25 protein-coding genes are annotated in these 23362 nt (G+C 37.8%); 2 read left to right on the top strand and 23 right to left on the bottom strand.

Features of this window, described 5'->3' with window-relative positions; translation table 11 throughout:
- Positions 1-3 precede the first annotated feature (3 nt).
- The gene (gene yidC, locus IPM56_17555; protein QQS36019.1) at positions 4-1854 is read left to right on the top strand and encodes a membrane protein insertase YidC; all 1851 of its coding nucleotides are present in this window, start codon (positions 4-6) and stop codon (positions 1852-1854) included.
- Between the two features lie 55 nt (positions 1855-1909).
- The gene (locus tag IPM56_17560) at positions 1910-4618 is read left to right on the top strand and encodes a patatin-like phospholipase family protein (protein ID QQS36020.1); all 2709 of its coding nucleotides are present in this window, start codon (positions 1910-1912) and stop codon (positions 4616-4618) included.
- A 200-nt stretch (positions 4619-4818) separates the two neighbouring features.
- Here the strand turns inward: IPM56_17560 and IPM56_17565 are convergent, their stop codons facing one another.
- The 23 genes from IPM56_17565 to katG form a co-directional block, all read right to left on the bottom strand.
- Positions 4819-5442, bottom strand: coding sequence for a hypothetical protein (locus IPM56_17565; protein ID QQS36021.1), 624 nt, complete (start codon positions 5440-5442; stop codon positions 4819-4821).
- Complete coding sequence (locus tag IPM56_17570) at positions 5439-5705, bottom strand: zinc ribbon domain-containing protein (protein ID QQS36022.1); 267 nt, start codon at positions 5703-5705, stop codon at positions 5439-5441. Before IPM56_17570 ends, IPM56_17565 begins: the two co-directional genes overlap by 4 nt.
- 75 nt (positions 5706-5780) lie before the next feature.
- Positions 5781-6461: a YafY family transcriptional regulator gene (locus IPM56_17575; protein ID QQS36023.1), complete on the bottom strand. Its 681-nt coding sequence runs from the start codon at positions 6459-6461 to the stop codon at positions 5781-5783.
- A gap of 115 nt (positions 6462-6576) precedes the next feature.
- Entirely contained in the window at positions 6577-7488 is a 912-nt protein-coding gene (locus IPM56_17580) for a hypothetical protein (GenBank protein QQS36024.1), read from the bottom strand.
- A 23-nt stretch (positions 7489-7511) separates the two neighbouring features.
- Positions 7512-8321, bottom strand: a complete 810-nt coding sequence (locus IPM56_17585) for a PIG-L family deacetylase (protein QQS36025.1) — start codon at positions 8319-8321, stop codon at positions 7512-7514.
- A 1-nt stretch (position 8322) separates the two neighbouring features.
- Positions 8323-9582, bottom strand: a complete 1260-nt coding sequence (locus IPM56_17590; GenBank protein QQS36026.1) for an agmatine deiminase family protein — start codon at positions 9580-9582, stop codon at positions 8323-8325.
- Complete coding sequence (locus IPM56_17595; GenBank protein ID QQS36027.1) at positions 9579-10835, bottom strand: dipeptidase; 1257 nt, start codon at positions 10833-10835, stop codon at positions 9579-9581. The genes IPM56_17590 and IPM56_17595 overlap by 4 nt, the downstream gene beginning before the upstream one ends.
- A gap of 46 nt (positions 10836-10881) precedes the next feature.
- On the bottom strand, positions 10882-11334 hold the full coding sequence (locus IPM56_17600) for a VOC family protein (protein QQS36028.1): 453 nt from the start codon (positions 11332-11334) through the stop codon (positions 10882-10884).
- A 28-nt stretch (positions 11335-11362) separates the two neighbouring features.
- Complete coding sequence (locus IPM56_17605; GenBank protein ID QQS36029.1) at positions 11363-11716, bottom strand: nuclear transport factor 2 family protein; 354 nt, start codon at positions 11714-11716, stop codon at positions 11363-11365.
- A gap of 3 nt (positions 11717-11719) precedes the next feature.
- Positions 11720-12346 (bottom strand): dihydrofolate reductase family protein, encoded by a 627-nt coding sequence (locus tag IPM56_17610; GenBank protein QQS36030.1) that lies wholly within the window; start codon positions 12344-12346, stop codon positions 11720-11722.
- Positions 12347-12370: 24 nt separating this feature from the next.
- A complete protein-coding gene (locus IPM56_17615; protein ID QQS36031.1) occupies positions 12371-13807 on the bottom strand; it encodes an MATE family efflux transporter in 1437 nt (478 codons plus the stop codon).
- A 149-nt stretch (positions 13808-13956) separates the two neighbouring features.
- Positions 13957-14334 (bottom strand): DUF1801 domain-containing protein, encoded by a 378-nt coding sequence (locus IPM56_17620; GenBank protein ID QQS36032.1) that lies wholly within the window; start codon positions 14332-14334, stop codon positions 13957-13959.
- Positions 14335-14379: 45 nt separating this feature from the next.
- A complete protein-coding gene (locus IPM56_17625; protein QQS36033.1) occupies positions 14380-14829 on the bottom strand; it encodes an SRPBCC domain-containing protein in 450 nt (149 codons plus the stop codon).
- A 13-nt stretch (positions 14830-14842) separates the two neighbouring features.
- The gene (locus IPM56_17630; GenBank protein QQS36034.1) at positions 14843-15220 is read right to left on the bottom strand and encodes a DUF1801 domain-containing protein; all 378 of its coding nucleotides are present in this window, start codon (positions 15218-15220) and stop codon (positions 14843-14845) included.
- 119 nt (positions 15221-15339) lie between these two features.
- On the bottom strand, positions 15340-15858 hold the full coding sequence (locus tag IPM56_17635) for a GNAT family N-acetyltransferase (GenBank protein ID QQS36035.1): 519 nt from the start codon (positions 15856-15858) through the stop codon (positions 15340-15342).
- A 52-nt stretch (positions 15859-15910) separates the two neighbouring features.
- Positions 15911-16780 (bottom strand): alpha/beta hydrolase, encoded by an 870-nt coding sequence (locus IPM56_17640; protein QQS36036.1) that lies wholly within the window; start codon positions 16778-16780, stop codon positions 15911-15913.
- A gap of 17 nt (positions 16781-16797) precedes the next feature.
- Positions 16798-17214 (bottom strand): SRPBCC family protein, encoded by a 417-nt coding sequence (locus IPM56_17645; GenBank protein ID QQS36037.1) that lies wholly within the window; start codon positions 17212-17214, stop codon positions 16798-16800.
- 2 nt (positions 17215-17216) lie between these two features.
- The gene (locus IPM56_17650; GenBank protein ID QQS36038.1) at positions 17217-17447 is read right to left on the bottom strand and encodes a DUF4287 domain-containing protein; all 231 of its coding nucleotides are present in this window, start codon (positions 17445-17447) and stop codon (positions 17217-17219) included.
- Between the two features lie 53 nt (positions 17448-17500).
- Positions 17501-18400 (bottom strand): VOC family protein, encoded by a 900-nt coding sequence (locus IPM56_17655; GenBank protein ID QQS36039.1) that lies wholly within the window; start codon positions 18398-18400, stop codon positions 17501-17503.
- A 34-nt stretch (positions 18401-18434) separates the two neighbouring features.
- Positions 18435-18872, bottom strand: a complete 438-nt coding sequence (locus IPM56_17660) for a VOC family protein (GenBank protein QQS36040.1) — start codon at positions 18870-18872, stop codon at positions 18435-18437.
- Positions 18873-19170: 298 nt separating this feature from the next.
- The gene (locus tag IPM56_17665; GenBank protein ID QQS36041.1) at positions 19171-19758 is read right to left on the bottom strand and encodes a GNAT family N-acetyltransferase; all 588 of its coding nucleotides are present in this window, start codon (positions 19756-19758) and stop codon (positions 19171-19173) included.
- A 218-nt stretch (positions 19759-19976) separates the two neighbouring features.
- On the bottom strand, positions 19977-20819 hold the full coding sequence (locus IPM56_17670) for a virulence RhuM family protein (GenBank protein QQS36042.1): 843 nt from the start codon (positions 20817-20819) through the stop codon (positions 19977-19979).
- Positions 20820-21134: 315 nt separating this feature from the next.
- On the bottom strand, positions 21135-23327 hold the full coding sequence (gene katG, locus IPM56_17675) for a catalase/peroxidase HPI (protein QQS36043.1): 2193 nt from the start codon (positions 23325-23327) through the stop codon (positions 21135-21137).
- Between the last annotated feature and the right edge of the window lie 35 nt (positions 23328-23362).

The following is a 23362-nucleotide window of genomic DNA, read 5'->3' on the forward strand; positions in this document are numbered from 1 at the left end:
ATAATGGATAGACAAACAACCATAGCTTTTATATTGATCGGCGCAATTCTAATGGTGTGGCTTTATGTCAGCGCCCCAACGCCCCCGCCGAATCAAACACCGCAAACAAAAAGTGACTCAACCGGCACAACGGAAGTAATTAAGGATAGCGTAAAAGACATTCCTCCCGTCGTTGAAAAAGAAATAATCAAGTCAGATGAAAAAAACATTTTCAGTTCTTCTAAAAACGAAAAAGTAATTATTGTTGAGAACGAACTGCTGCGCCTTGAGATAACAACAAGGGGCGCAAACATCAGGAGATGTTTCGTTAAGAAGTTTAATAACTGGTATTCGATTGACCAGGAAGAAGGAAAAAATATTGAGCGAGACGCTGTTCAGTTAATAAACTACTCACGCAGCAACGGTTTCGATCTTGCCTTTGTTACTTCAGAAGGAAAAGCGATTAATACAGCCAATCTTGATTTTGAAACATACTCTCAAAAAACAAAATATCTCCTTGCTAAAGAGGATTCTCAAAAGATAGTTTTTACTTTTAAAGCGGAAGACGGAAGCAGGATTATAAAAACGTTTGTCTTCTACGGAAACAAATACAGCTTTACTGCAGATGTTGAAATGGCAGGAATGCAAAGCCACATCAGTAATAACGCGTATGATCTTGTGTGGGATGGCGGAATCCGTTTTGCTGAGGAAAACTCTGTTGATGAAGCAAACTATTCGAACGCCAGCGCATTTTACGGGGATGAACAGGTAATAGTTGATGCATCGGATGCGGGAACAAAAGTTGAAAAAGATTTTTCAGGCAAAGTCAACTGGGTTGCAGTAAGGAACAAATATTTCTCCGTGATCATAGCCCCACAAAAACCTGAACAGGTAGAGGGCGCCTTTATTAATGGATCAAGAGAATTGCTAAGCGACCATGGAGTAAAAGAGTTTTACAGCACAAGATTAATTCTTCCCTATAAAAATACTGCAAGCGAAAAACATTCTTTTACTATTTATATGGGTCCGGTTGATTATGATATACTAAAAACATATTCAACAAACTTTGAAGCAATTGTAGACTTTGGAAGTTTTTTCGGGTTAAAATTTATAGTAAGACCAATTGCTGAATTTGTAATGCTTCCGTTGTTTAATTTTCTTCATACGTTCATTCCAAATTTTGGTTTTGTGATTATTGTTTTTTCGTTGATCATAAAAGTCTTTTTGTATCCGCTCACTAAAAGCAGCATGCAGTCAATGAAAAAAATGCAGCTTCTTCAGCCAAAGATGGCGGAAATAAAAGAGAAGTATAAAGACGACCCGTCTAAAGCAAATACCGAAACAATGAAACTATATTCAACCTACGGAATTAATCCAGCCGGTGGTTGTTTCCCATTGCTGTTACAGATGCCGATATTTATCGCGCTTTGGGGTTTGTTCCAGGTGGCGATTGAACTAAGACAGCAGCCTTTCATATTCTGGATTTCCGATCTTTCCAGACCGGATATTATAACAGTATTACCATTCAAATTACCTTTGTTCGGTATAGATCAGATAAGTGGTTTGGCATTGCTTATGGGTATAACAACGTTCATACAACAAAAGATGACGATGAAAGATCCAAAGCAGCAAATGCTTGTGTACATAATGCCCGTAATGTTAACCCTGATGTTCATGAGTTTTCCTTCCGGATTGAATCTTTATTATTTTATGTTCAACCTTTTATCAATCGGACAGCAATATTATATAAACCACAAACATGACGGAATGGTTCTTGAACCAGTTAAGAACCCGAAGAAGAAACAGGGATTTATGGCGCGTATGATGGAAGCAGCCGAACAAAACGCAAAGGCTCAGCAGAAGAAGAGAAAATAGAAATTAACTTTTGGGAATTTAATTCCTGAAAGTATATATGCGGACAACCGGAACGATGAGAATAATAATATTAATTTTTATATATGCGTTCGTTAGTCTTGCATTTAAGACCACAGCACAGACTCACCATACTATTCAATTTGAAAAGAGAGAAATAAAACTTCCTTTCGGACTTACCGCATTCGAATCAAAAACAAAACCCACAATAGCTATTGCGCTAAGCGGCGGCGGCGCCCGAGGCTTGTCACAGATTGGCGTTCTTAAAGCATTGGAAGAAGCAGGCATCTATCCGGACATTATAGTCGGCACCAGCATGGGAAGTATTGTCGGGGGACTTTATTCTGCCGGATACAGTGTTGAGCAGCTTGATTCTATTGCGTCCTATACAGACTGGAATAGTCTGTTAGCATCGGACAGAGAAAGAAGCAGAAGAGATTTATTCATTGAACAAAAAATTACAGAAGACCGCGCGATCTTCGCGCTTCGTTTAAGCGGGCTCAATCCTATATTACCAACATCACTGAATGACGGGATAAGACTATCAAATTTTTTAAATCTTCTTTCACTAAAAGCTCCTATACAAATTGAAAACGGATTCAGAGATTTAAAGTATACGTACAGAGCTGTCTGTACTGATCTTGTCTCCGGCAAACCCGTGATACTTGATAGCGGATCTTTAGGCACTTCGATGCGGGCGAGTTCAAGCGTATCGTTTTTATTATCGCCGATAACCATTGACACACTAACTTTGGTGGATGGCGGTTTGGTTGCAAACATCCCCGCAAAAATAGCCGCTGAATTCAAACCGGATTTAGTAGTTGCCGTAAACACCACAAGCGAGCTTCATCCCGAAGACGATCTTTATTTACCGTGGATTGTTGCAGACCAGGTTGTAAGTATCCCCATGCGCCTTTTAAACCAGGAACAATTGGGTTATGCGGACTTTGTTTTCAACCCGGCACCGGGAGATCTTGATGCGGCGGACTTTTCTAATCCGGGACAATTAATTAAAAGCGGATATGAAATCTCCAAATCGAACATGGGTTCTTTTCTAAATAAACTTAACGTGGCATATGATAAAAAAATTACCCCGCAGGAATTTTATCTAAAAAATATCCGTTATATAAACAGGGGTAGTAAAACCGAAACATCGCTTGTTAGTCATTATGCTGAGATGGACTCTGTTTCCAGCCATATGATTGTTAAAGATATTGACTCAATCTTTACTGAAGGCAACATTGCAGATGTGTCAATTGAAATTGAAGAGCATGAAAACTTTACCAACCTGAAAATTAATTTTATTGAAAATCCCGTTGTTGATCATTTAAAGATTACAGCAAACGACTCATCATTAATTGACTATGCGTTAGACGAATTGAATGGATTAATTTCCAAACCATATAACGCAAAGGCATTTTCAAAAAAGATTGAAACGATATTGCTTGCGTACCGTCAGGCGGGATATCTTCTTGCCGGCATAAAAGAATGCGGGTTCGACTCATTAAACGCCGAACTATATCTGAATATTGAAGCGGGTACCATTGATCAAATTCAAATTGATGGAAACGAAAAAACAAATCCGACAATAATACTAAGAGAACTGCCTTTCTCGGTTTCCGATTCATTTTCTATTGAACAGGCAGAAGAAGGGTTAACTAACCTTAGAAGCACAAACCTGTTCAGCGACGTGAATATTTTTGTAAAAAAAGAAAATGGCGAAAACATCATCATTGTAAGTGTAGCGGAAAAAACCTCGGGACTGCTTCGGGTTGGTTTCCGGACAGATAATGAAAACCGCGCTCAATTAAGTCTTGACCTTCGTGATGAAAATGTACTCGGCAGCGGTACTGAGCTGGGTCTTCTTCTTTACGGCGGAACAAGAAACCGTGGCTATATTCTTGAACACAAATCAAACAGAATATTTGATACATACTTCACTTACAAGATTGATGCTTTCTACAAATTTAATGACGTTAAAGTTTATGGCGATGATGCGCCAACATCAGAAAAATTTTTTTCAAGATCGGAACTCGGGGAATACAGGCAGATATTTTACGGCGCATCAATTTCATTAGGCACGCAGGTGGAAAGATTCGGAAACCTTATAGCGACCGGCACCTATCAGTTTGATGAAGTAAAAAATAATTCCGGCAACCAGGCTGAACCATACATGACCAAAATTGTTAGCCTGATGTTCAGCTCAACAATTGATACGCAGGATAAATACCCTTACCCGGAAAACGGTTTTTATTTTCATGGATTTTATGAAACCGCACAAACGATACTCGGCGGCGATGTCGGCTACACAAATTTTGGTTTTGAGTATAAGAACCATATTACTTTTGCGGGCATACACACGTTAACAAGCGGATTAAAAATGGGTTTTGGTGATAAGACGCTTCCGTTGAGTGAACATCATTCTCTCGGCGGACAAAATTCTTTTTTTGGAATGAGAGAATATGAATTCCGCGGAAGACAATTATTCTTAGCCTCTCTTCAATACAGGTATAAACTGCCTGTAAAATTATTTTTTGATACTTACGTGCTTGCAAGATATGATCTTGGTTCAACATGGAGAGTTCAGGAACAGATACGCTTTAAAGATTTAAGACATGGTGTGGGCACATCAATATCGTTTGACACCCCAATAGGTCCCGCAGATTTTTCTGTCGGCAGAAGTTTTTTATTTAAGAAAAATGTTCCCGGCAACCCGATAGTTCTTGGCGAGACCTTCTTTTATTTTTCAATCGGTTATACGTATTAAATTATTTACTTGTGCGAAGGATCCTGTCCGATAATATCAGAGCTAATTTTCCACTCACCGGGTTCTTTACTAAACAATCTAGGACACTATCTCATAACGCCGTGAACTCGCTTTTATATTTTTAAGTTGAAGATTTATGAGTTACTGTTTAAATAACTATCAGTTGATGAGTATAATAATCCAAATAAATTTCTGCATTACTAACTGAACTTTTTTATTACTCTTTCAATTCGTTTTCTTTTACTCTCTTTATCAATATCGACAAGTCTTGATGACAATGTTTTAATAAAAAGACTCTTATTGTTATCATCAATGATCGGCATTGCCCTTTCCGCATACATTGGCAATTGATTGACGGGGCTGGCGAGAATCTGTTCATTCAAAAGAGAAAAAGCATTTTTTGAATATTGTTTTATAGAACAAAGTTTTATTAAAATATTTACTGCATAGTCTCTTGCAATTACAGAGCCTCTTTCGGCAGTTGAAATAATTTTTGTAAGTGCGCCGTTTATCAGCTTTGGATTTTCAAGCGTGATTGTATTAATTGCCGTCATTGCGCCCCATTGCAGACGGTTATTTTTGTGATCGAGCAGTGCAATAAATTCTTTAGCATAGCCAGCAATAAGAGCTGGTTTAATTTCCCCGATTTCATACAGCACCTTGATGCAATCATTTTGAATATCTCTACTTTTACTGTTAAGGTTATCAATAAGTTCTTTAACAGCTTTCTTGTCTCCCTTGCTTGCTACCTGTTTTGCTAATTCCTGGTTCGGCACTTCATCTCTGCGATTTAGTGATGAAGCAAGTTTATTAATAACACTCATACTTTATTCCACCTTTCAAGCTTAGGAATGTTTTTAGTGAAAAATCCTGATAAGAATCCGGGGAAACCCATTTCTTTCATCTTCCCTTTAACAAACTCCTGCATCTGGCTTACAGTCCAGTGAGAATTAATGAATTGCCCGTCTTTAAAACAATAACCACAAAACTTTTTGCTGATTGTTCCATCAGCATCAGTTCCGCCTCCGCCCGGTGATTTTTTCATAGGCATACCACAGCTCTGGCAATTTTTGTAGCTCTGTTCCATACAACTCTTTCATTTTATGTTTTTGTAAAGATAAATACCCTCACTGACAACCCTATGTCAGTGGCTTTTTATTTTTTAGGAAAGTGATTTTATATACTCGTTGATATCATAATGCTTTGATTTTCTAAACTTCTCTTTCAGATTTTTTAAATCAACTATTCGCGCTACTTTAAAATCCCTGTAGGAATTTCGCATCCAGCACCATGCTATCAAATGCCATTGGTTGGAATAAAATGTTAAGCCAATTGGCTCTATCTCTCTGCGGCTAGTTTCTTCATTGTTGTTTATATATTCAATATGCAAGACTTCTTTATTAATAATTGAGTTTTGAATCTCGTTTAGATAATCTGGTTTCTCTGGTTCGTCGGGAGCTTTATAAATTTTTATCTGTGAATGCAGCAGATCAATATTGTCTTTATCCGTCGATCTTAATACTGCTTTTATTTTACTAATAGCGCTCTCAATATTATTCTTCGTTGTTTTGTCACCAAACTTTTCGGAAAGAGTAGAAACAAGAATAAGGGAATTAGCCTCTTCAGTTGTTAAGGAAATTGGAGGAAGGAAAAAACTTTTCAGGATTGAATATCCCTTCTGGTTCTCAAAGTAAATGGGAACACCAATTTCTCCAAGAGCTTTTAAGTCTCTATAAACTGTGCGAAGGCTGATCTCATATTTCTCTGCAACAAATTCTGCAGTTACATATTTTTTTGATTGTAACGTAGTCAGGATTGCTATGAGTCGATCAATTCTATTCATATATATTCGATTAATAAAAATAATTCTCTAAGCACGGGCCTATTTAGCGAACCCCCGGAGAACTAATCTCAAAAAGCCGGGACCCTCCCTTTATTTCTTTCAGGGTTGTTCATAACTATTCATCCCACTTAAGCATAACATCAGCTACACTCTGGTGAGTTTGTTCTGACAACAATTCAGCAAACTTCGAATCATCTAATTTTTCTTTTTGTAATAAGAGCGCATTCCATAGTTTTACAAAAGTTTCGGTACCGCCAGCGTCATAAATATTCCCGGCAGCATAATGCCATCGGCATTGATACCACCCATAATTTCTTGGATGTCTTTGTCCGATTTCTTCATAACGTTCTTCAATATCGGACAGAGAGGTATAAACAAAACCTTCGGTTCCACCGGCAATTACCATTTGCGGGAATACTGTAAGAGCGGGCAATTGTTCAGGCTCATTTTCAGCAATGTATGTATGAAGAAGAATGTTGCAGAACAGTTCTCCCATCCACATACGTTGTACATTTAATCCAGCTTGAAATTGATACGCGTGACCAAGTTCATGAATAGCAAGCAAATCAAAAAATGCCTGCATTGATAGTCCGCCGTTTTCATCAATATATGTTGAAGAGATTTTGTCCGCCAGTTCTTTGGGAAACTGATCTACCGGCGGGATAAAACTTTTCCAGAATTCGTTATTCTCTGAAGCAATAATTAATAAATTTCTTTTTTCGTCATAGTGCGGCATTCCATAAACAGGAAACGTTGTGTGCCTGGGCCAATCGACAGGATTCATTATCAGCAATGTAACTTCCGGTTCGAATGCAATAAGCTTATTATAAAACTCAAGAACATGATCCATTCTTTCTGCAACTATTTTTGCCCGGACATCATTACCCGCGCTAAAATATATTTTTGTTTTATAACCATCGAGAGGAACAAGATCGTCGTAAGTTTGTGCAGACGAAACTGAGCCGGCAACGATAAAAAACAAACTCGCCATCCCAATTACCAGCTTGAAAAAAGTGATTCTGTTCATAGAAATGTTCCTTTATTGATTAATTATTTTTCAAAAAAATCTTTTTTGATGTTTGTATCAACAACAAACTTCCGGAAGTATGCGGTGTACGAAGTATTGCTTTTCTCCATCTCTAGCCACTCATTCATTTCATCTTCTGTCCACTGACTTTTGTGACATCTTATAGATTCAAAATGTTTTTCTCTGTGAGCTTCATTGTATTTAATTCTTACGTTAAGGTATTTTTCATCAACGGAGTTTAATTCAGCACTTGTGAAGGATGTATCAGTTTCATCATTTGGAAAGCCTACAAAGTGAAGCGGATACTTTTCATACCACCCTTCACGCAAAATTATTTCTGTGGTAATATCACTTATTGCACGGTGGTCGGGATGACCAGTATCTCCGTCGGGACCAAAAGTAATTATCACATCAGGATTTATTTCTTCCATTAATAATTTTAACTTTTCTTTAAGTTTTGCTGTTTGCCGGAAGTATTCGCCAAGTCCAGTTCTTGAACCCAACCCATCATGAAAACCCAGGAATATCGGCGGCTCAATCCCTAATGCATTGCAAGAACAAATTGTTTCTACTTTTCGTATTTGCGCAAGGGAATCTCCTGCGGGAATTCCGGCGTGTTCACGGGTTCCATATCTTCCATCCGCTGCGAGGACAAGATATACTTTGTTATCAGCAGCATATTTGGCAAGGACGGGACCCATCGCGGTTTCGTCATCTGGGTGCGCAAGTACAACCATGATAATTTTTTCATTTGAAGCAACAGTTTCTCGTTGTCCAAATGTCATTAATGAGCAAAACAAAATCAGAATTAAGAATAGCAACCTTAATTTCAATCTAACTCTCCTTTTTTCTTTTCGGCTGCTGCTGTGTTACGCAATGAATACCTCCTCCGCCTCTGTTGATAGCAATTGGATTGATTTGAATTATTTCTTTATCAGGAAAAAGTTTTTCGAAAAGATTTTTTACTTCCTCGTCTTTCTGCTTTTCAGATTCGGGCATTCCAACTTTCAAGTATTTAGGAATTAAGACAACTTCGTTTGAGATGAAGAAGTTAAGGTAGTTGACGGCTTTTGTTATACGTACTGTATCTCCATTATTAAATGAATTTAAATTGAGTCCGCTTCCTCTTCTCCATTCATCATCAACCACCAACTCAGTATAAAATTCAGGAACATTTAAATTTGGAGAAGGAACTCTTATTATCTCGAATGGTTTTCCATCAAGATCACTTGCTTGTTTAAGTATCTGGTAATTCTCTTCTAAAATATCGTAATCAATTTTGCTGATTGGATTTTGTAATCTTTCTTCATCATCAATCTTTGTGAGCAGAATTGTATTTGGAGCAACGAATCTTGCGACTTCGTCAATGTGCCCGTTTGCACCCCCTGTAAACCAGTTATCGACTGTTGGTCCATCAAAAACCCTCTCGTTCACAGGCGAACGATTAAGCCATATTATTTTTTTGCTTCCGGTCAAACGAAGATATTCTTTTTCAATTTCATCGATCGACTTTCCCGGATTGCGTTGAAGTGCAGTTTCTTTTATAGCCATCATTACACCATTGCCGTTTACTTCCAATGCCCCGCCTTCATTCACTATTTCAGAACTGATGACTCCCAGATTAAGTCGTTCAGCTTCTCGCTTTTCGATCTTGCCATAAAGTGAATCAGTTCTTTCTAAACGAAAATCTTTATAGACATATTCATATCCATAAGCATTCCAGTTGAAATCTGCAATTTTCATTTCACCGTCATCATTAATTAGAAAGAGGGGCCCCGGATCTCTTATCCAGTCATACCGTAATGAATCCTGTGTCCAGAAAATTTTATTTGTGTCAATATTAAACCCGAAAAGAAATTTATTTGCATTAATCCTGATTGATACATCATCGTAAATCATTTTTATATTAACTGATTTTTGAAGAGCAGAAACAATTTGAGCAATCACACTATCTTTTTTAGGATTGTCGAACCACCCGGCATAAACAGCATCCTGTGGATGAAACTCGGCGGGCATATAAAAATCGGAGTCAGGTTTTTGAGTATTACATGATAAGAACAGAAGTACCGATAGCATAAAAAAAAATAATTTCATTTTATCTCTGATAAATTCATTAGTGATGGTGCTGTTTCCAATTTTAATTTTGCCGAGACTTTTTCAATATCTAGAAAAACACGGAGAAAATTTTCAGAACAGATTTTCCTGACCTCATCTTCTGTCCATCCGCGGTTAACCAACTCAATTAATAAATTAGGATATGTTGAAACATCTTCCATTCCTTTTATTGTATAGTATATTCCATCATAGTCTCCGGCGATACCTATATGATCAACACCGATAAGATTTTTTACATAGTCAAAATGATCGGCAAAATCTTTTACGGTAACAACAGGCATAACATCTTCGCGCTCCCATTTTTCCATTATTGAATCGACTTTAGTTTTATCATCAGGAAATTCTTTTATGATTTTATAATAAAGAGTATCGCCCCTGTCCATCCATTCATAATGTTCTTTTCTTGTAAAGTATGGAACTGCGGTAAGCATTATCAATCCATTGTTAGCTTTTAATCGTAACAGAACATCGTCGGGCACATTCCTGTTTACATTGCATAAAGCTCTTACGTTAGAGTGGCTGAATATTACAGGTGCTTTTGTGATATCAAGAATATCATTCATTGCTTCTGCGGAGATGTGGGACATGTCAATAATAATTCCGAGACGATTCATTTCTTTTACCATCTCCTCACCGAGTTTGGAGATGCCGTTATACTTAACCGTGTCGTCGCTTCCGTCAGCGAGCTGGTTGGTGGAATACGCGAATGTAACACTGCGCAATCCAAGTTTATAAAATGATCTTACAAGGAACATATTATCACCTAATCTTACTGCGCCTTCAAGTGAAGGAAGAATAGCAATTTTTCCTTCGTTCATTGCTTGTTTCATTTCAGATGATGAGCCGACAACAGTCAAATCGTTTTTATATTTTTCTTCAAGCCGGTATAATAAATCCCATGCTTTCAAATAGGCGTCCAACGATCTTGTTCCTCCGAAAACGTTAAGTAACTGACCGCCCACTCCGCCCTTTCTCCAGCGGATGATGTCCGTGTGACCTTTAGTAATAGTATCAAGCTGGTAATCGTCAATATCTTTCGGACAATCTTTACAGTCGAAATAGTGAATGAACAGATCATTATGCCCATCAATTACCGGAGATGTTTTTAGAATTTTTTCAACTATTGTCTTTGTGTTTTGGTTCTGTCCGGTTGTTGTTGATTGAAGAAAAAACAAAATGCCTGCGAAAAGCAAATAACCCTTAATCAGATTTGATACAGAAATGCCTGACATAAAAATACTTTCGAAAATTATAAGAGTGGAGACTATTTAATTTTAGTTAATACGACCAGGACTGAAGTTCTATTACATTATCTTCAGGATCGGCAACATAACACCACGTAACTTTTCTGTCGTCTGAAGTTGAGAGAGTGACTATTTCCCCGATTTTTTTACCGCCCGAATTTAAAACTTTTTGTTGTGCATCCAAAACATTTTCTACTTCAAAGGCAATATGCCCGAAACCCGAACGGTTAATCGGTTTATCTTTTCTTTCCGCCGAAGGGCTGTAACTGAATATTTCTAAAGTCGGTCCGTTATCCCATCCCGGCAAACGGAGATGAACTCCCCTTACAGAAACATTTTTAATTGAAGTTCCTTTTTCAATTCCCTCTCCCGAGTAATTTCTTTCCGGAGGAACAAGCACACAGCCAAAAACATTGATATAAAATTCTGAAAGTGATTTCCAGTCTTCAGCGATAAGGTTAGTGTGAACGTATTTTACTTTAATCATTTTATCATCTGCTTTAAAACCCATGGGACTATTGTTGAATTTGCATCAAGTAAGAAGTCAAACGTTTTATAAGTCCGTCTTTCATTTCAAACACATCACAAAAAACAAGATTGATATATTCGGCATCTTTTTTCTTTGCTCGGACAGTCCCCTCGGTGATGACAACATTATTTTCTTCAGTTGCCCTTTTAACAATTATAACGGGTTTTCCTTCAAAAGCAGGGTTTTCAATTTCTTTATCAAAAGCATCTTTACCTTTTAGATGAAATACTCCGGGCAATATCCACTCAACATCATCAGAAAGACACGAAAGTATTTTTTCGTGATCTGACTTATTGAAGCCATCAATATAATTTTCTACAACTTTTTTATTCGCCGACATAATTCATCCCTTGTATTTAACATTGTAGTACAGGTGCGTAACAGTTGGTGAATTAATAACATTACTTATTTCAAGCTCAAAGTTTGTTGATTTAATTTTTTCAAAAAGGCGTACACCCTTTCCCATTATCATAGGGGCTGCGTGAAGCGTGAATTCATCTATCAATCCGGCATTAAGATACTGCATTATAACATCTGCGCCGCCTGATATTCTAACATCTTTATTTCCCGCGGCTTCTTTTGCTTTTTGTAAAATGGAGTGAATGTTTTCGCTTGTAAAATAAAAAGTTGTTCCGCCGGGTCTTATCCATGGTTCTCTTTTTTCTTTTGTAAGCACATATACAGGACAGTGGAACGGGGCTTCTTCTGGCCAGTTAGCCTCACCTTCTATAAACATTTTCTTTCCCATTATGTTTGCGCCGATCCTGTTGAAAATGTTTTCGATTATATCGTTATCAACATTGTCCGTCTCACCGCCTTCAAGTTTAATATGGTTACGAAATGATTTTTGTTTAAACATCCAGTTATGGATTTGAATTCCTCCGTCACCAAGCGGATTACTTGCGCCGCCGTTTAGTCCGGCAATAAACCCGTCGATTGTGATTCCGACATCAAAGAAGACTTTGCTCATATTCAAATTCCTGTGCTCATTAATTCACACCTGAACATTCTTCCATTTGCCTCTTGTAAATAACCAGAGAGTAAAAAGCCCTACGGAAGTTTCCGAAATAAATATCGCCCAGAAAATTCCGATGTATCCGAGATCAAGGATTTTCGACATTGTATATGCAAGAGGAATCTGAATCAACCAGAAAAAAACAAAATTAATTTTCGTTGGAGTTATTGTATCGCCCGCACCGTTAAATGCCTGGCTTGATACCATCCACCAGCCGTAAACAAAATATGAGTATGATACAATGTGAAGCCATTCACTGCCGATAGTGATTACACCCGCATCATCAGTAAATATTCCGATGAGTTTACCGCTGAAAAGAAAAAACACAACAGCGACACAAATAAGGAATGCCATGTTCCAGTAACCTGTTATCCAGACGGAACGTTCCGCACGGTCCGGCTGCTTTGCGCCAAGGTTTTGACCAACTAAAGTTGCCGCGGCATTAGACATTCCCCACGCAGGCATCATCGAGAACATCATTATCCTGATTGCAATTGTTGCACCCGCAATTGCCTGGCTTCCGAATTCTGAAATTATCCTCATTATAAAAATCCACGATGTCATTGCAATGATCATCTGTCCTATTCCGCCAAGCGAAGTTTTGATTATCTGCGAGATTATTTCCCAATTTATTTTTAAGTAGGATGATAAAATTATTATGTGTTTACCACCTTTGAAGAGGAACCATATTTGCAACAGTACACCAATACCTCTGCCGATGTTTGTTGCTATTGCCGCGCCTTCAATTCCGTATGCTGGAATCGGTCCCCATCCGAAAATAAGTATCGGGTCAAGAATAATATTAAAACCATTTGCTATCCATAATACGCGCATTGCAATTGCCGCATCGCCCGCTCCACGGAATATCGCGTTGATCATGAATAACAGCATAATTACAATGTTGCCGCCGAGCATCCATTGCATATAACCATAACCGTGCTGCAGTACCCATTGATCTCCGCCCATCAAAGCAAGAAGATCTTTTGCGAAAAATATTCCTGCTATAGAAAAAGGAACGGAAGCAACAACAGCAATAATTATAGCCTGTACCGCACTTATGCCGGCTTTTTCTTTTTCCTTTTCGCCAACTCGTCGAGCGACAATAGCTGTGACCGCCATGGACAATCCCATGGCAATAGAATAAAGAAGAAAGAGATAAGTTTCGGTCAGTCCAACTGTCGCAACCGCAGAAGCGCCGAGCGAACCGACGAAGTATATATCAACTACTGCAAAAACAGATTCCATTATCAATTCAAGTATCATTGGAACCGCAAGCAGAAAAATTGCCTTCCCGATTTTTATTTGTGTATAATCTGCTTCGCTTCCGCGTATTGCATCTTTTAGTTCCTGCCAGACACCGGATGAATTTTCAGATGGAGTAGCTTCTTTAATTTCTAAATCAGATTCTTCAGACATTATGCTCCGTTAATAGTACGACACTCTTTTATTTAGAAAAGTTTATGGTGTGTATTAAATAGAAATAATTTGATTTGAAAAAGATAAAACTTTTACTGCACCAGATTAGCAAAAATTTTCAGCCCATCAAAAGAATATTATTTGAGTCATTACTTTTTCTTCAAGGGCTTATTCAGATTTTCTATAACTCGTGACTTTGTGATCTTTGTTATTAACGCGTAAGGAATTTTTTTATCAAGCGGGAACTGGATTGCCCCTTTAGAAGTTTTGTATTCTTTCAGTTCCTTTGAAAACACCTCTATCGCTTTTGACCCGGGATAAAATCCAATATGATTGTTGAATGCAGCAAAGTGAACCAAGTTTCCTTTCAACTTGAAAGTTGGTATCTGGTAACTTATAGCCTCTTCAGCTAATGGGGCGGCTTTGTGTATTGTCTTTCTGACTTCTTCAAGAAGTTGTTTTACTTCTTTCGGAAAAGTATTTATGTATTCGTCAATAGTTTCAAATGTGATTTTCGAGGAGATCATAATTTCTTTCGATAATTATTAAACGATCAATAAAGCCGGATAAACTTATTTTTCAGCAAGCTCTTTTAATTTTTGTAAAGCATTGGGCCACATACCTTCGAACATTTCCTTGTAGTCATCATTGATGTCCATATCAACACGCAGTTCTGTTTTTCCATTAATGTCTTTGAAAGTGTAATTTTCAAGTGAACCAGCCCATTGTTTAACCTCATCGCTCGTTGTGTCTTCTTTACCATCTTGAACCACCCCAAGATGTTCGATTGAAATATATTCATGCTTTCTGTTTTCTTTTATCCGGCTTACCATTCCTCCCATAATACCATTTTCGTTCGGTCCAAGAAAAAGAATTTTACTTCCCTTCTCCCAGCCGCCAACATAATGTGAGCCTGGTGAAAAAACATCCGTCCATTCACGATAAGTTTTATCCTCAAGCATTGTATTCCAGACTTTTTCTTTAGGTGCATCAATCTCAATCTTGAAATTTAGTTTTTGCATTACGCGCTCCTTATTATTTTTTTGTGATTTTTTTTGACGAATTTTCTTTTACTCTGTATTTGACAATCTTACTTATCAGTGATAACGGCATTGGTTCATCAATAGGAAACTGTACTGATCCTTTAGACGATTTGTACTTTGATATTTCTTTTCTGAATGCTTTTAGTCCTGATGGTGCCGGATAAAAACCGATGTGATTTTTAAACGCAGCGAAGTGAACAAGATTTCCATTCAATTTAAATGTCGGTATCTGATAGTTGATGGTTTCTTCTGCTTCGGGTGCAGAGTTTATAATAGCCTGACGCACCTGTTCGAGAATTTTTTGTATTTCTTGCGGGAAATTTTTTATATAGTCATCAATACTTTTAACTGTTTTCATATTTGATTTCATATACCACCTACCGATTTTTTATAATGAAATACAATTGCTTTTGAACTTAATTTTTTTGTATCCATAAACTGCTGTTTGCCCACAAGTAAACAACTGGAAAATTGTGCCGACAGGAAATATTATTTACTACACAACCTATATACATCCGTTTTTTCATGCTTTGAATAAAACTCAAATCCAAATCTTTCCATCAATTTAATCGAGCGAATATTTTGCGGATCGACATCACCTTCAATAAACTTTAGGCCCATTGTTTTGAACCCGAAATCAAGTACGGCAGGAATAACTTCTTTCATAATTCCTCTGCCCTGATCCCGCGGAATAACTTCAAACCCAATTTCCGCTTTCGATTCTTTTTTTGAAATTTGAAAAAGACAAATTGTCCCAATAATTTTTTGTGTGTCTTTCCTTGTTACTCCCCAATAGATCGATTCATTATTCAAAATATTGTCATTAATTTTTTTTATAAATGCCCTTGCGTCATCTATGGTTTTTGCTTTTTGTCTATCCAGATACCGGGCAACACTGTCATCCGAACGCAATAAAAATATTTCATTATCATCGGTCTGGATCAGTTGACGCAGAATGAAATTTTCGGTTTCCAAATTCGGAAAAGGTGTAAATGTAATATCATTCATAAAACTTCTTTAAAAATTATAATTATATGTTTTTAATACCATTCTACAATTATCAATTTTCAAAAAATCCTTTTGGAGTTTCTCCTTTCAGAAATGGTTCGATGAAAGCAATAAGAAGATCAGGCTGACTTATAACTGCGGTATGCGATGTTGCAGGTAAAATTGCTAACCGGGATTCAGGTAAAGGTTTTCCCATATCACCCATTACACCACCGCCAAGAAGCCGGAACATAGAAACAATATGTTCAAGTGTTGCTACGTCTGCATCGCCCGCAATGATCAGCACAGGGGTTTTCAATTTTTTAACTTCTTCTTCCAAAGACATTGGTTCATGTTCAAGCGCAATCATCTTTTTAAGGAACGCAATATATGCATCCGGATTTTCTGCCTGCTTATGTTTTTCTGCAAAGAAAGGCATAGTAAGAAACATCTCGGGTGTCATCATCGGTATGAATTCAGTGTATGCAGGCTGCCAGCCTTTAAGATCATAAGCACCAGAGGCAAAGATAAGTTTGTTCACCTTCTGCGGCTGGCTGATAGCGAGCTGCAATCCTACCTGGGCTCCCATTGAATAACCAAACACATCAGCTTTATTTAACCCTACTTCATCCATAAAATCAGCAACATCATCAGCGAGATTCTGATATGTAATTGGTCTGTCAATATCTTCCGTATGACCATGTCCCTGAAATTCCAGAGCATAAACCATGTGCGTTTCCGCAAGCATTGGTATGATCTTTCCCATACTCATAATATCCATATGAGCACCAGTCAAGACTATAAGTGGGTTGCCTTTGCCGGAAACTTCGTAGTACATTTTCATTCCGTTAACATCAGCATATTTGCCGGAACTGTTCTCATTTTGTGCAAATGATATAAACGAAATTGCCAGCAGAAACACGACTAAAGACTTTATTTTCATATTCAATTCTTCCTTAGCTAATTTGCTTCAACATACTTTTTAAAATTGTCAAGGATCGCCTGCCAGCCTGTTCTTTGCAGATCAACAGAGTTTTGAGTTTCCGCATCAAAGATTATGGTAACTTTTGTTTTGCTACCGGAACTTTCAAAATCAGTTGTTGCCATTCTGCCGTCCAGCATTGTGTAAGTAATTTTTTTCTGAATAACGACCTCATCATAAATAGCTTCAAAGTCGAATCCAAAACTTCCGTCTTTTGCTTCCATCCTGCTGTTCATCTTTCCGCCGACACGTAAATCATTTTCAGCTTTCGGACAATGCCAGTCGTCGGAAGCATAATTCCATTTTGTGATGTGTTCGGGTTTTGTGTAATAATCCCAGACTTTTTTTACATCTGCGGATATATCTGCGCTTACTGTGATTTTTGTTGTGTTCATTATTATTCCTTTTTCTTTTTTGAATCTTGAACCCACCCTTTTGATTTAAACACTGCCCATATTGACATTGAATGACCATGACCTAAATCATAATTCTTTTTTAACCAGGTAATAAGTTCCGTTGCTTTCAGTCCGGGTTTTAGTTTTCCCTCTTTCTGCATCTGGTTTTTAAAATCTTCAGGGGTTTTTCCTGTCTTCGTTTTTATATTTTCAAGATAAGCTTGAAACGACATAATTTTTTTCCTTAATCTTTAGTGAAGCAAGTATTTGTTCCGTTTTAAATTTATCAACCGCGACATGCTTTTTCCAAACCGGCAATATCAATCTTTCTCATCTGCAGCATTGCTGTCATTGCTTTTTTAGCTTTTGCGGGATCTTTATCATTCAACATTTCAAACAATATTCTTGGGACGATTTGCCATGATACTCCATACCTGTCTTTTAGCCAGCCGCACATACTTTCCTGTCCGCCACCGGAAGTTAGTTTATTCCAGTAGTGATCTACTTCATCCTGGTCATTGCAATCAACAACAAAAGATAAAGCTTCGTTAAAATCAAAATCATGTTTTAATGTGCTGCTCATTGAGTTGAAAAGATAACCGGCTAATTTAAACTGCGCAAACAACAAAGTTCCTTCAGGAAGTCCGGCAGACTCCTGATAAGGAAACTCCATCATAGTTTTTGAATCAGGAAAAACCGAACTGTAAAATGAAATTGCTTCTTTTATCTTTTGATTTTTTTCATTCGAAAATAATAACGCAGGAACAATTTTCTGAGGCGAATTAATTTTCTCAACATCAAGCTGCCATGAGAGTCCGAACTTATCCACAACCCATGCGTATTTAGGACTCCAGTCATATTTATCGAGTTTGAATATAACATTTCCGGCTTCACATAGCTTATTATAAATGTTTTCAATTTTTTTATCAGACTCACAATAAGCAAACAAAGAAATAGATTGATTTAATTTAAAATGAGGTCCGCCGTTTAGTGCTGTAAAGTTTTGTCCTTCGAGTTGAAAAGAAATAGTAAGCACCGAACCGGCAGGTCTTCCCGCCGCCTTAGCTGAAGCTTCATCGTATCTTACTGTCTTATTGATCTTTGAATTTTGAAATAGTGAAGTATAAAAATTAACAGCTTCCTCGGCATTGTTGTCAAACCAGATGAACGGAGAAATTTTTTGCATTTAAATACCTGTAGTAAAAATTAATTAAGTCGGTTTAATTATTCGCTTGCTGGGTTGAGTAACTTATCATCCACTGAACACCGAATTTGTCGGTAATCATTCCGAAATAAGAACCCCAGAATTCATCCTTCATTGGGGATTCAACTTTACCGCCCTCTGATAATCCCTTGTATAATTTATCAGCCTCATCCTTGCTTTCAGCATCGATGGAGATGTAAAAGTTATTTCCGAAAGTAAGTTTATGTCCCATTGAATCAAGGGCATCGGTAGCCATTATCATGTTTGAAGTACCCATTGGTAAAGCAACATGCATTATTTTTTCTTTTTCTGAATTAGAAAGATTCTCTGTGCCTGGCGTATCTTTAAAACGATAAACACCGCCAAGAAAATCTCCGCCAAAAACTTTTTTGTAAAAGTTGAAAGCTTCTTCGGTGTTGCCTTCAAAATTAAGATAAGGATTGATTGATTTCATTTTGAACTCCTTTTTATGTTTAATGAATATATTCTTCTTTTAAACGGAAAGAGAAAATCTGATTGTTGCCGTGGATTGATTAAATCAAACTCCGGCTCCCCGAAATGTAAATGTGAAATGTTATAAGTGTCTGATAAATGCTGAACAAAAATACTATCGTTCTTTAAAAATAAAAGGGGTTTAATACGGCATTTTAAAGGGTTGAACACGACAAATGTACGGTGGGCCCGGTATGGAAATATCGATTATTGTCTATGTTATTTCTGAATAAATAAAAGAGAAGTCAAATTATTAAATATTAAAACGTGGTTTGCTTTCTCGCTTTAAAAAATCCACACGTAACAATATCCTCAGTTACAATTGCTTTACCAGATAATTCAAAACCAAAATGAAGATAGAAATTTACATTTGCTTCAACTTCGGTGTTGAGGCTTAATCCAGCACTTGTTGGATGTGCAGAAACTAATTCCTCAACCTTATTAATTAGTTGACGAGCTAATCCTTTTCCCCGGTAAGCATTTCTAACACCGATCATATTCAGATGATGATGAGCTTCTTTTGTAAGCAGACCCGAAGCAATACTGCCATACATTTCATATCTGGCTTTTTCTTCAACTCCGATTTCTGCCCAGGTTTTGTCTCTAAGCTTTTTCAACTCTTCGGGACTTGAAATTTCTCCGGGCAGAGTAACAGTTGCCGCCGCCACCAGTTTGTTTTCTGAATTGTAAACACCAAGCAAAGGTTCATTTCTTAAAATTCGGCTGGAAACAAAAAAAGTAACAAGCTTATTAAGTCGTTCGGGGTAATTTTCTTTTTCTCCAAGCACATATTTCATTACCGGGTAGTTGTAGAAAGCTTCGCAGAGAACGTCCGTGATTTCGGACATATTTTGTTTGTATAAGTTTACAACTTTCATCGTTATCAATATTAAGTCTTGGGTTAATCTACTCAAAGAAGCATAGTATGTGAAAAAAAATCGAAAAATTTGATTAACAACAATAAAGGCATCGTAGTAATGCCCATTGATCTTATGCAAAAAAATAATGACGGATTAGCCATGGCTGCTGTTGTTCCGAGAGTTAAAGAATGCCTCTTCTCATTTTTTCATACCTTATTAAGCTTGTTCAATAACTCCAATGCTTTCTTTTCAAATTTCGAAAAGGCAAACCACTTCTTACCGAGATCCTTCAAAGAAGCACCAAAGTGATAAACATCCTCGTCATCAATTATTATAAACCTGTCGTGTGAGTGTTTAAATTCTTTCACCTCTATTCTGGGATATTGTTCATTAAACTTTTTCAGATCGGTCATAAAAGCCTTAGATAAATTTCCTGTATAAATAGTGACCTTAACATTTTTCTTTCTCTTGGTAAACAAGCCCAGCACAGTATCGTCAACATAATTATCAATAAGGACAATGGATTTTTCTGCTTTCCTCACCAGGTCAGAAATAAATCTGTGAGCATCAAAAATCTGTCCGTCAAAGAATATTCCTTGTTTGGGAGGTAGTTCAGTTTTTATAATCAGATCGATAGTTTCAACCTTCTTTGTTAGCCCCTCGACATTATCCTCAATACGATTTATCCTTTTATTTAAAACATATCCATTCATCATATAATCTTTGAGAGTTATATTTGCCCAAATTCTAAATTCAACACCTCGTTTTGATTTAACTCTATAACCAACAGAAATAATCATATCAAGATTATAATGCTCGATTTGATAAACTTTTCCATCGGCTGCAGTTGTCGCAAATTTTGCGACAACTGAAAGCCCGCCCAATTCTTCCTTCATGGCATTGTTGATATGCTTTCCAATAGTTTTAATATCTCTATCAAACAGAGAAGCAATCTGCTGCCGATTAAGCCAGACATTTTCATTTTCTACTCTAACTTCAATTTTATCTGCAAGCTCGTCAGCTTGATAGATAACGATTTCGTTTTTCATATTTTTTAATTCCACCGAATTGAAGTGCTGACTTGGTAATTTAAATTATCTATTAATGCATCAGTTGATAATATCATTCTATTATACTTCCTTTTTGTTGGTTAGGAGATCCGAATTTTACGGAAGATGAATAGAATTACTCAAGGAACTTAAATCTGACAATTTTCTTATTCAAGAGGCTCACTCATTAAAACAAAAGGGCATCGTGGTGATGCCCTTAATTGTTGGGAATGAAAATAAATTGTCACACCGAGTTCATCGAAGTGTGACGTCATCCTTCGACAGGCTCAGGACGACAATGAATTATTATAACGATTACTTCGCATCGAAGCGATCAAGGTTCATAACTTTATTCCACGTAGCTACAAAGTCTTTCACGAATTTCTTTTTAGCATCATCCTGTGCATAAACTTCTGCAAGTGCGCGAAGCTGTGAGTTTGAACCAAAGATAAGATCGACACGTGTAGCTGTCCACTTAACTTTTCCCGTTTTACGATCTCGTCCTTCAAAAACATCACCTTTTTCTGAAACGGGTTTCCATGTTGTATTCATATCAAGCAGGTTTACAAAAAAGTCGTTTGTCAGTGCACCAACTTTATTAGTGAACACACCGTGTTTTGATCCACCAAAGTTTGCACCAAGCACACGCAATCCGCCAACCAGCACAGTCAACTCAGGCGCGCTTAATGTAAGTAGTTGTGCTTTGTCAACAAGCATTTCTTCTGCAGAAACGGTAAATGCTTTCTTCTGATAATTGCGGAAACCATCTGCTTCCGGTTCAAGATACTCAAATGATTCAATATCAGTCTGAGCTTGTGTTGCATCCATACGTCCAGGAGTAAACGGTACTTCGGTTTTATGTCCGGCAGCTTTTGCTGCTGCTTCAACTGCGCTGCATCCGCCGAGGACGATCAGATCAGCAAGTGAAACTTTCTTGCCGTCTTTACGACTGTTAAATTCTTTCTGAATATTTTTAAATACTTTTAAAACTTTTTCAAGTTGTGCTGGCTGATTAACTTCCCAGTTCATTTGGGGCTCTAACCGGATTCTTGCACCATTCGCTCCGCCTCTCATATCTGATCCTCGGAATGTTGATGCAGAAGACCATGCTGTATAAACTAATTCTGCGATTGATAATCCTGAATCCAGGATTTTCTTTTTCAAACCATCAATATCTTTTTTATTGATAAGCTTATGATTAACCGCCGGAACCGGATCCTGCCAGATTAAATTTTCTTTTGGAACTTCAGGTCCAAGGTAACGTGCCTTTGGTCCCATATCACGATGGGTAAGTTTAAACCATGCTCTTGCAAACGCATCAGCAAACGCTTTTGGATCTTTATGGAATTTTCTGGAAATAGGTTCGTAGATCGGATCAAATCGTAATGACATATCCGCGGTTGTCATCGTCGGAGGATGTTTGATTGATGGATTATGAGCATCGGGAATCATGTGTTCCGGCTTAACATCTTTTGCCTGCCATTGCCATGCGCCGGCCGGGCTTTTAACTTTTTCCCATTCGTAACCGAAGAGCATATCAAAATAACCTGAATCCCATTTGGTTGGATTAGGTTTCCACGCACCTTCTAATCCACTTGTGGTTACGTCGCTTCCTTTACCTGATTTATGTTGATTTATCCAACCCAAACCCTGCAACTCAATCGGGGCAGCTTCAGGTTCCGGACCAACTAATTTCGGATCACCTGCGCCATGCATTTTACCGAATGTATGCCCGCCTGCGGTGAGTGCAACTGTTTCTTCATCATTCATTGCCATACGTTTAAATGTTTCGCGCACATCACGACCGGAAGCAACCGGATCAGGATTTCCATCAGGACCTTCAGGGTTAACATAAATCAGTCCCATCTGCACAGCAGCAAGAGGATTTTCCAGATCTCTTTCACCCGAGTAACGGCTATGAGGTTTATCGCTGGTTGCTAACCATTCCTTTTCAGCACCCCAGTAAATATCTTCTTCAGGTTGATAGATGTCTTCGCGTCCGCCTGCAAAACCGAATGTTTTAAATCCCATTGATTCAAGTGCAGCGTTACCTGCTAATATCATTAAATCAGCCCAGGAAATTTTATTTCCATATTTCTGTTTGATTGGCCAGAGTAAGCGACGAGCTTTATCAAGGTTACCATTGTCCGGCCAGCTATTCACGGGTGCAAAACGCTGGTTACCGGTTCCGCCGCCGCCGCGACCGTCTGCTGTACGATATGTTCCTGCGCTGTGCCATGACATTCGAATAAATAAACCGCCATAATGTCCCCAATCTGCAGGCCACCAATCCTGCGAATCAGTCATCAACGCATATAGATCTTTCTTAAGAGCTTTGTAGTCGAGCTTTTCAAATTCTTTTGCGTAGTTAAATTTTTTATCCATTGGATTGGATGCCGGATGGTGCTGGTGAAGTATTCCAAGGTTTAGCTGGTTAGGCCACCAGTCACGGTTTTTTGTACCACTGCCCGCACTATGATTTACTGGGCATTTGCTTTCATCGTTCATAATATTTCTCCTGATGTTATTAGGTTAATAGTTAT

The organism is Ignavibacteriales bacterium (genome assembly GCA_016700155.1).
Classification (GTDB): domain Bacteria; phylum Bacteroidota; class Ignavibacteria; order Ignavibacteriales; family Ignavibacteriaceae.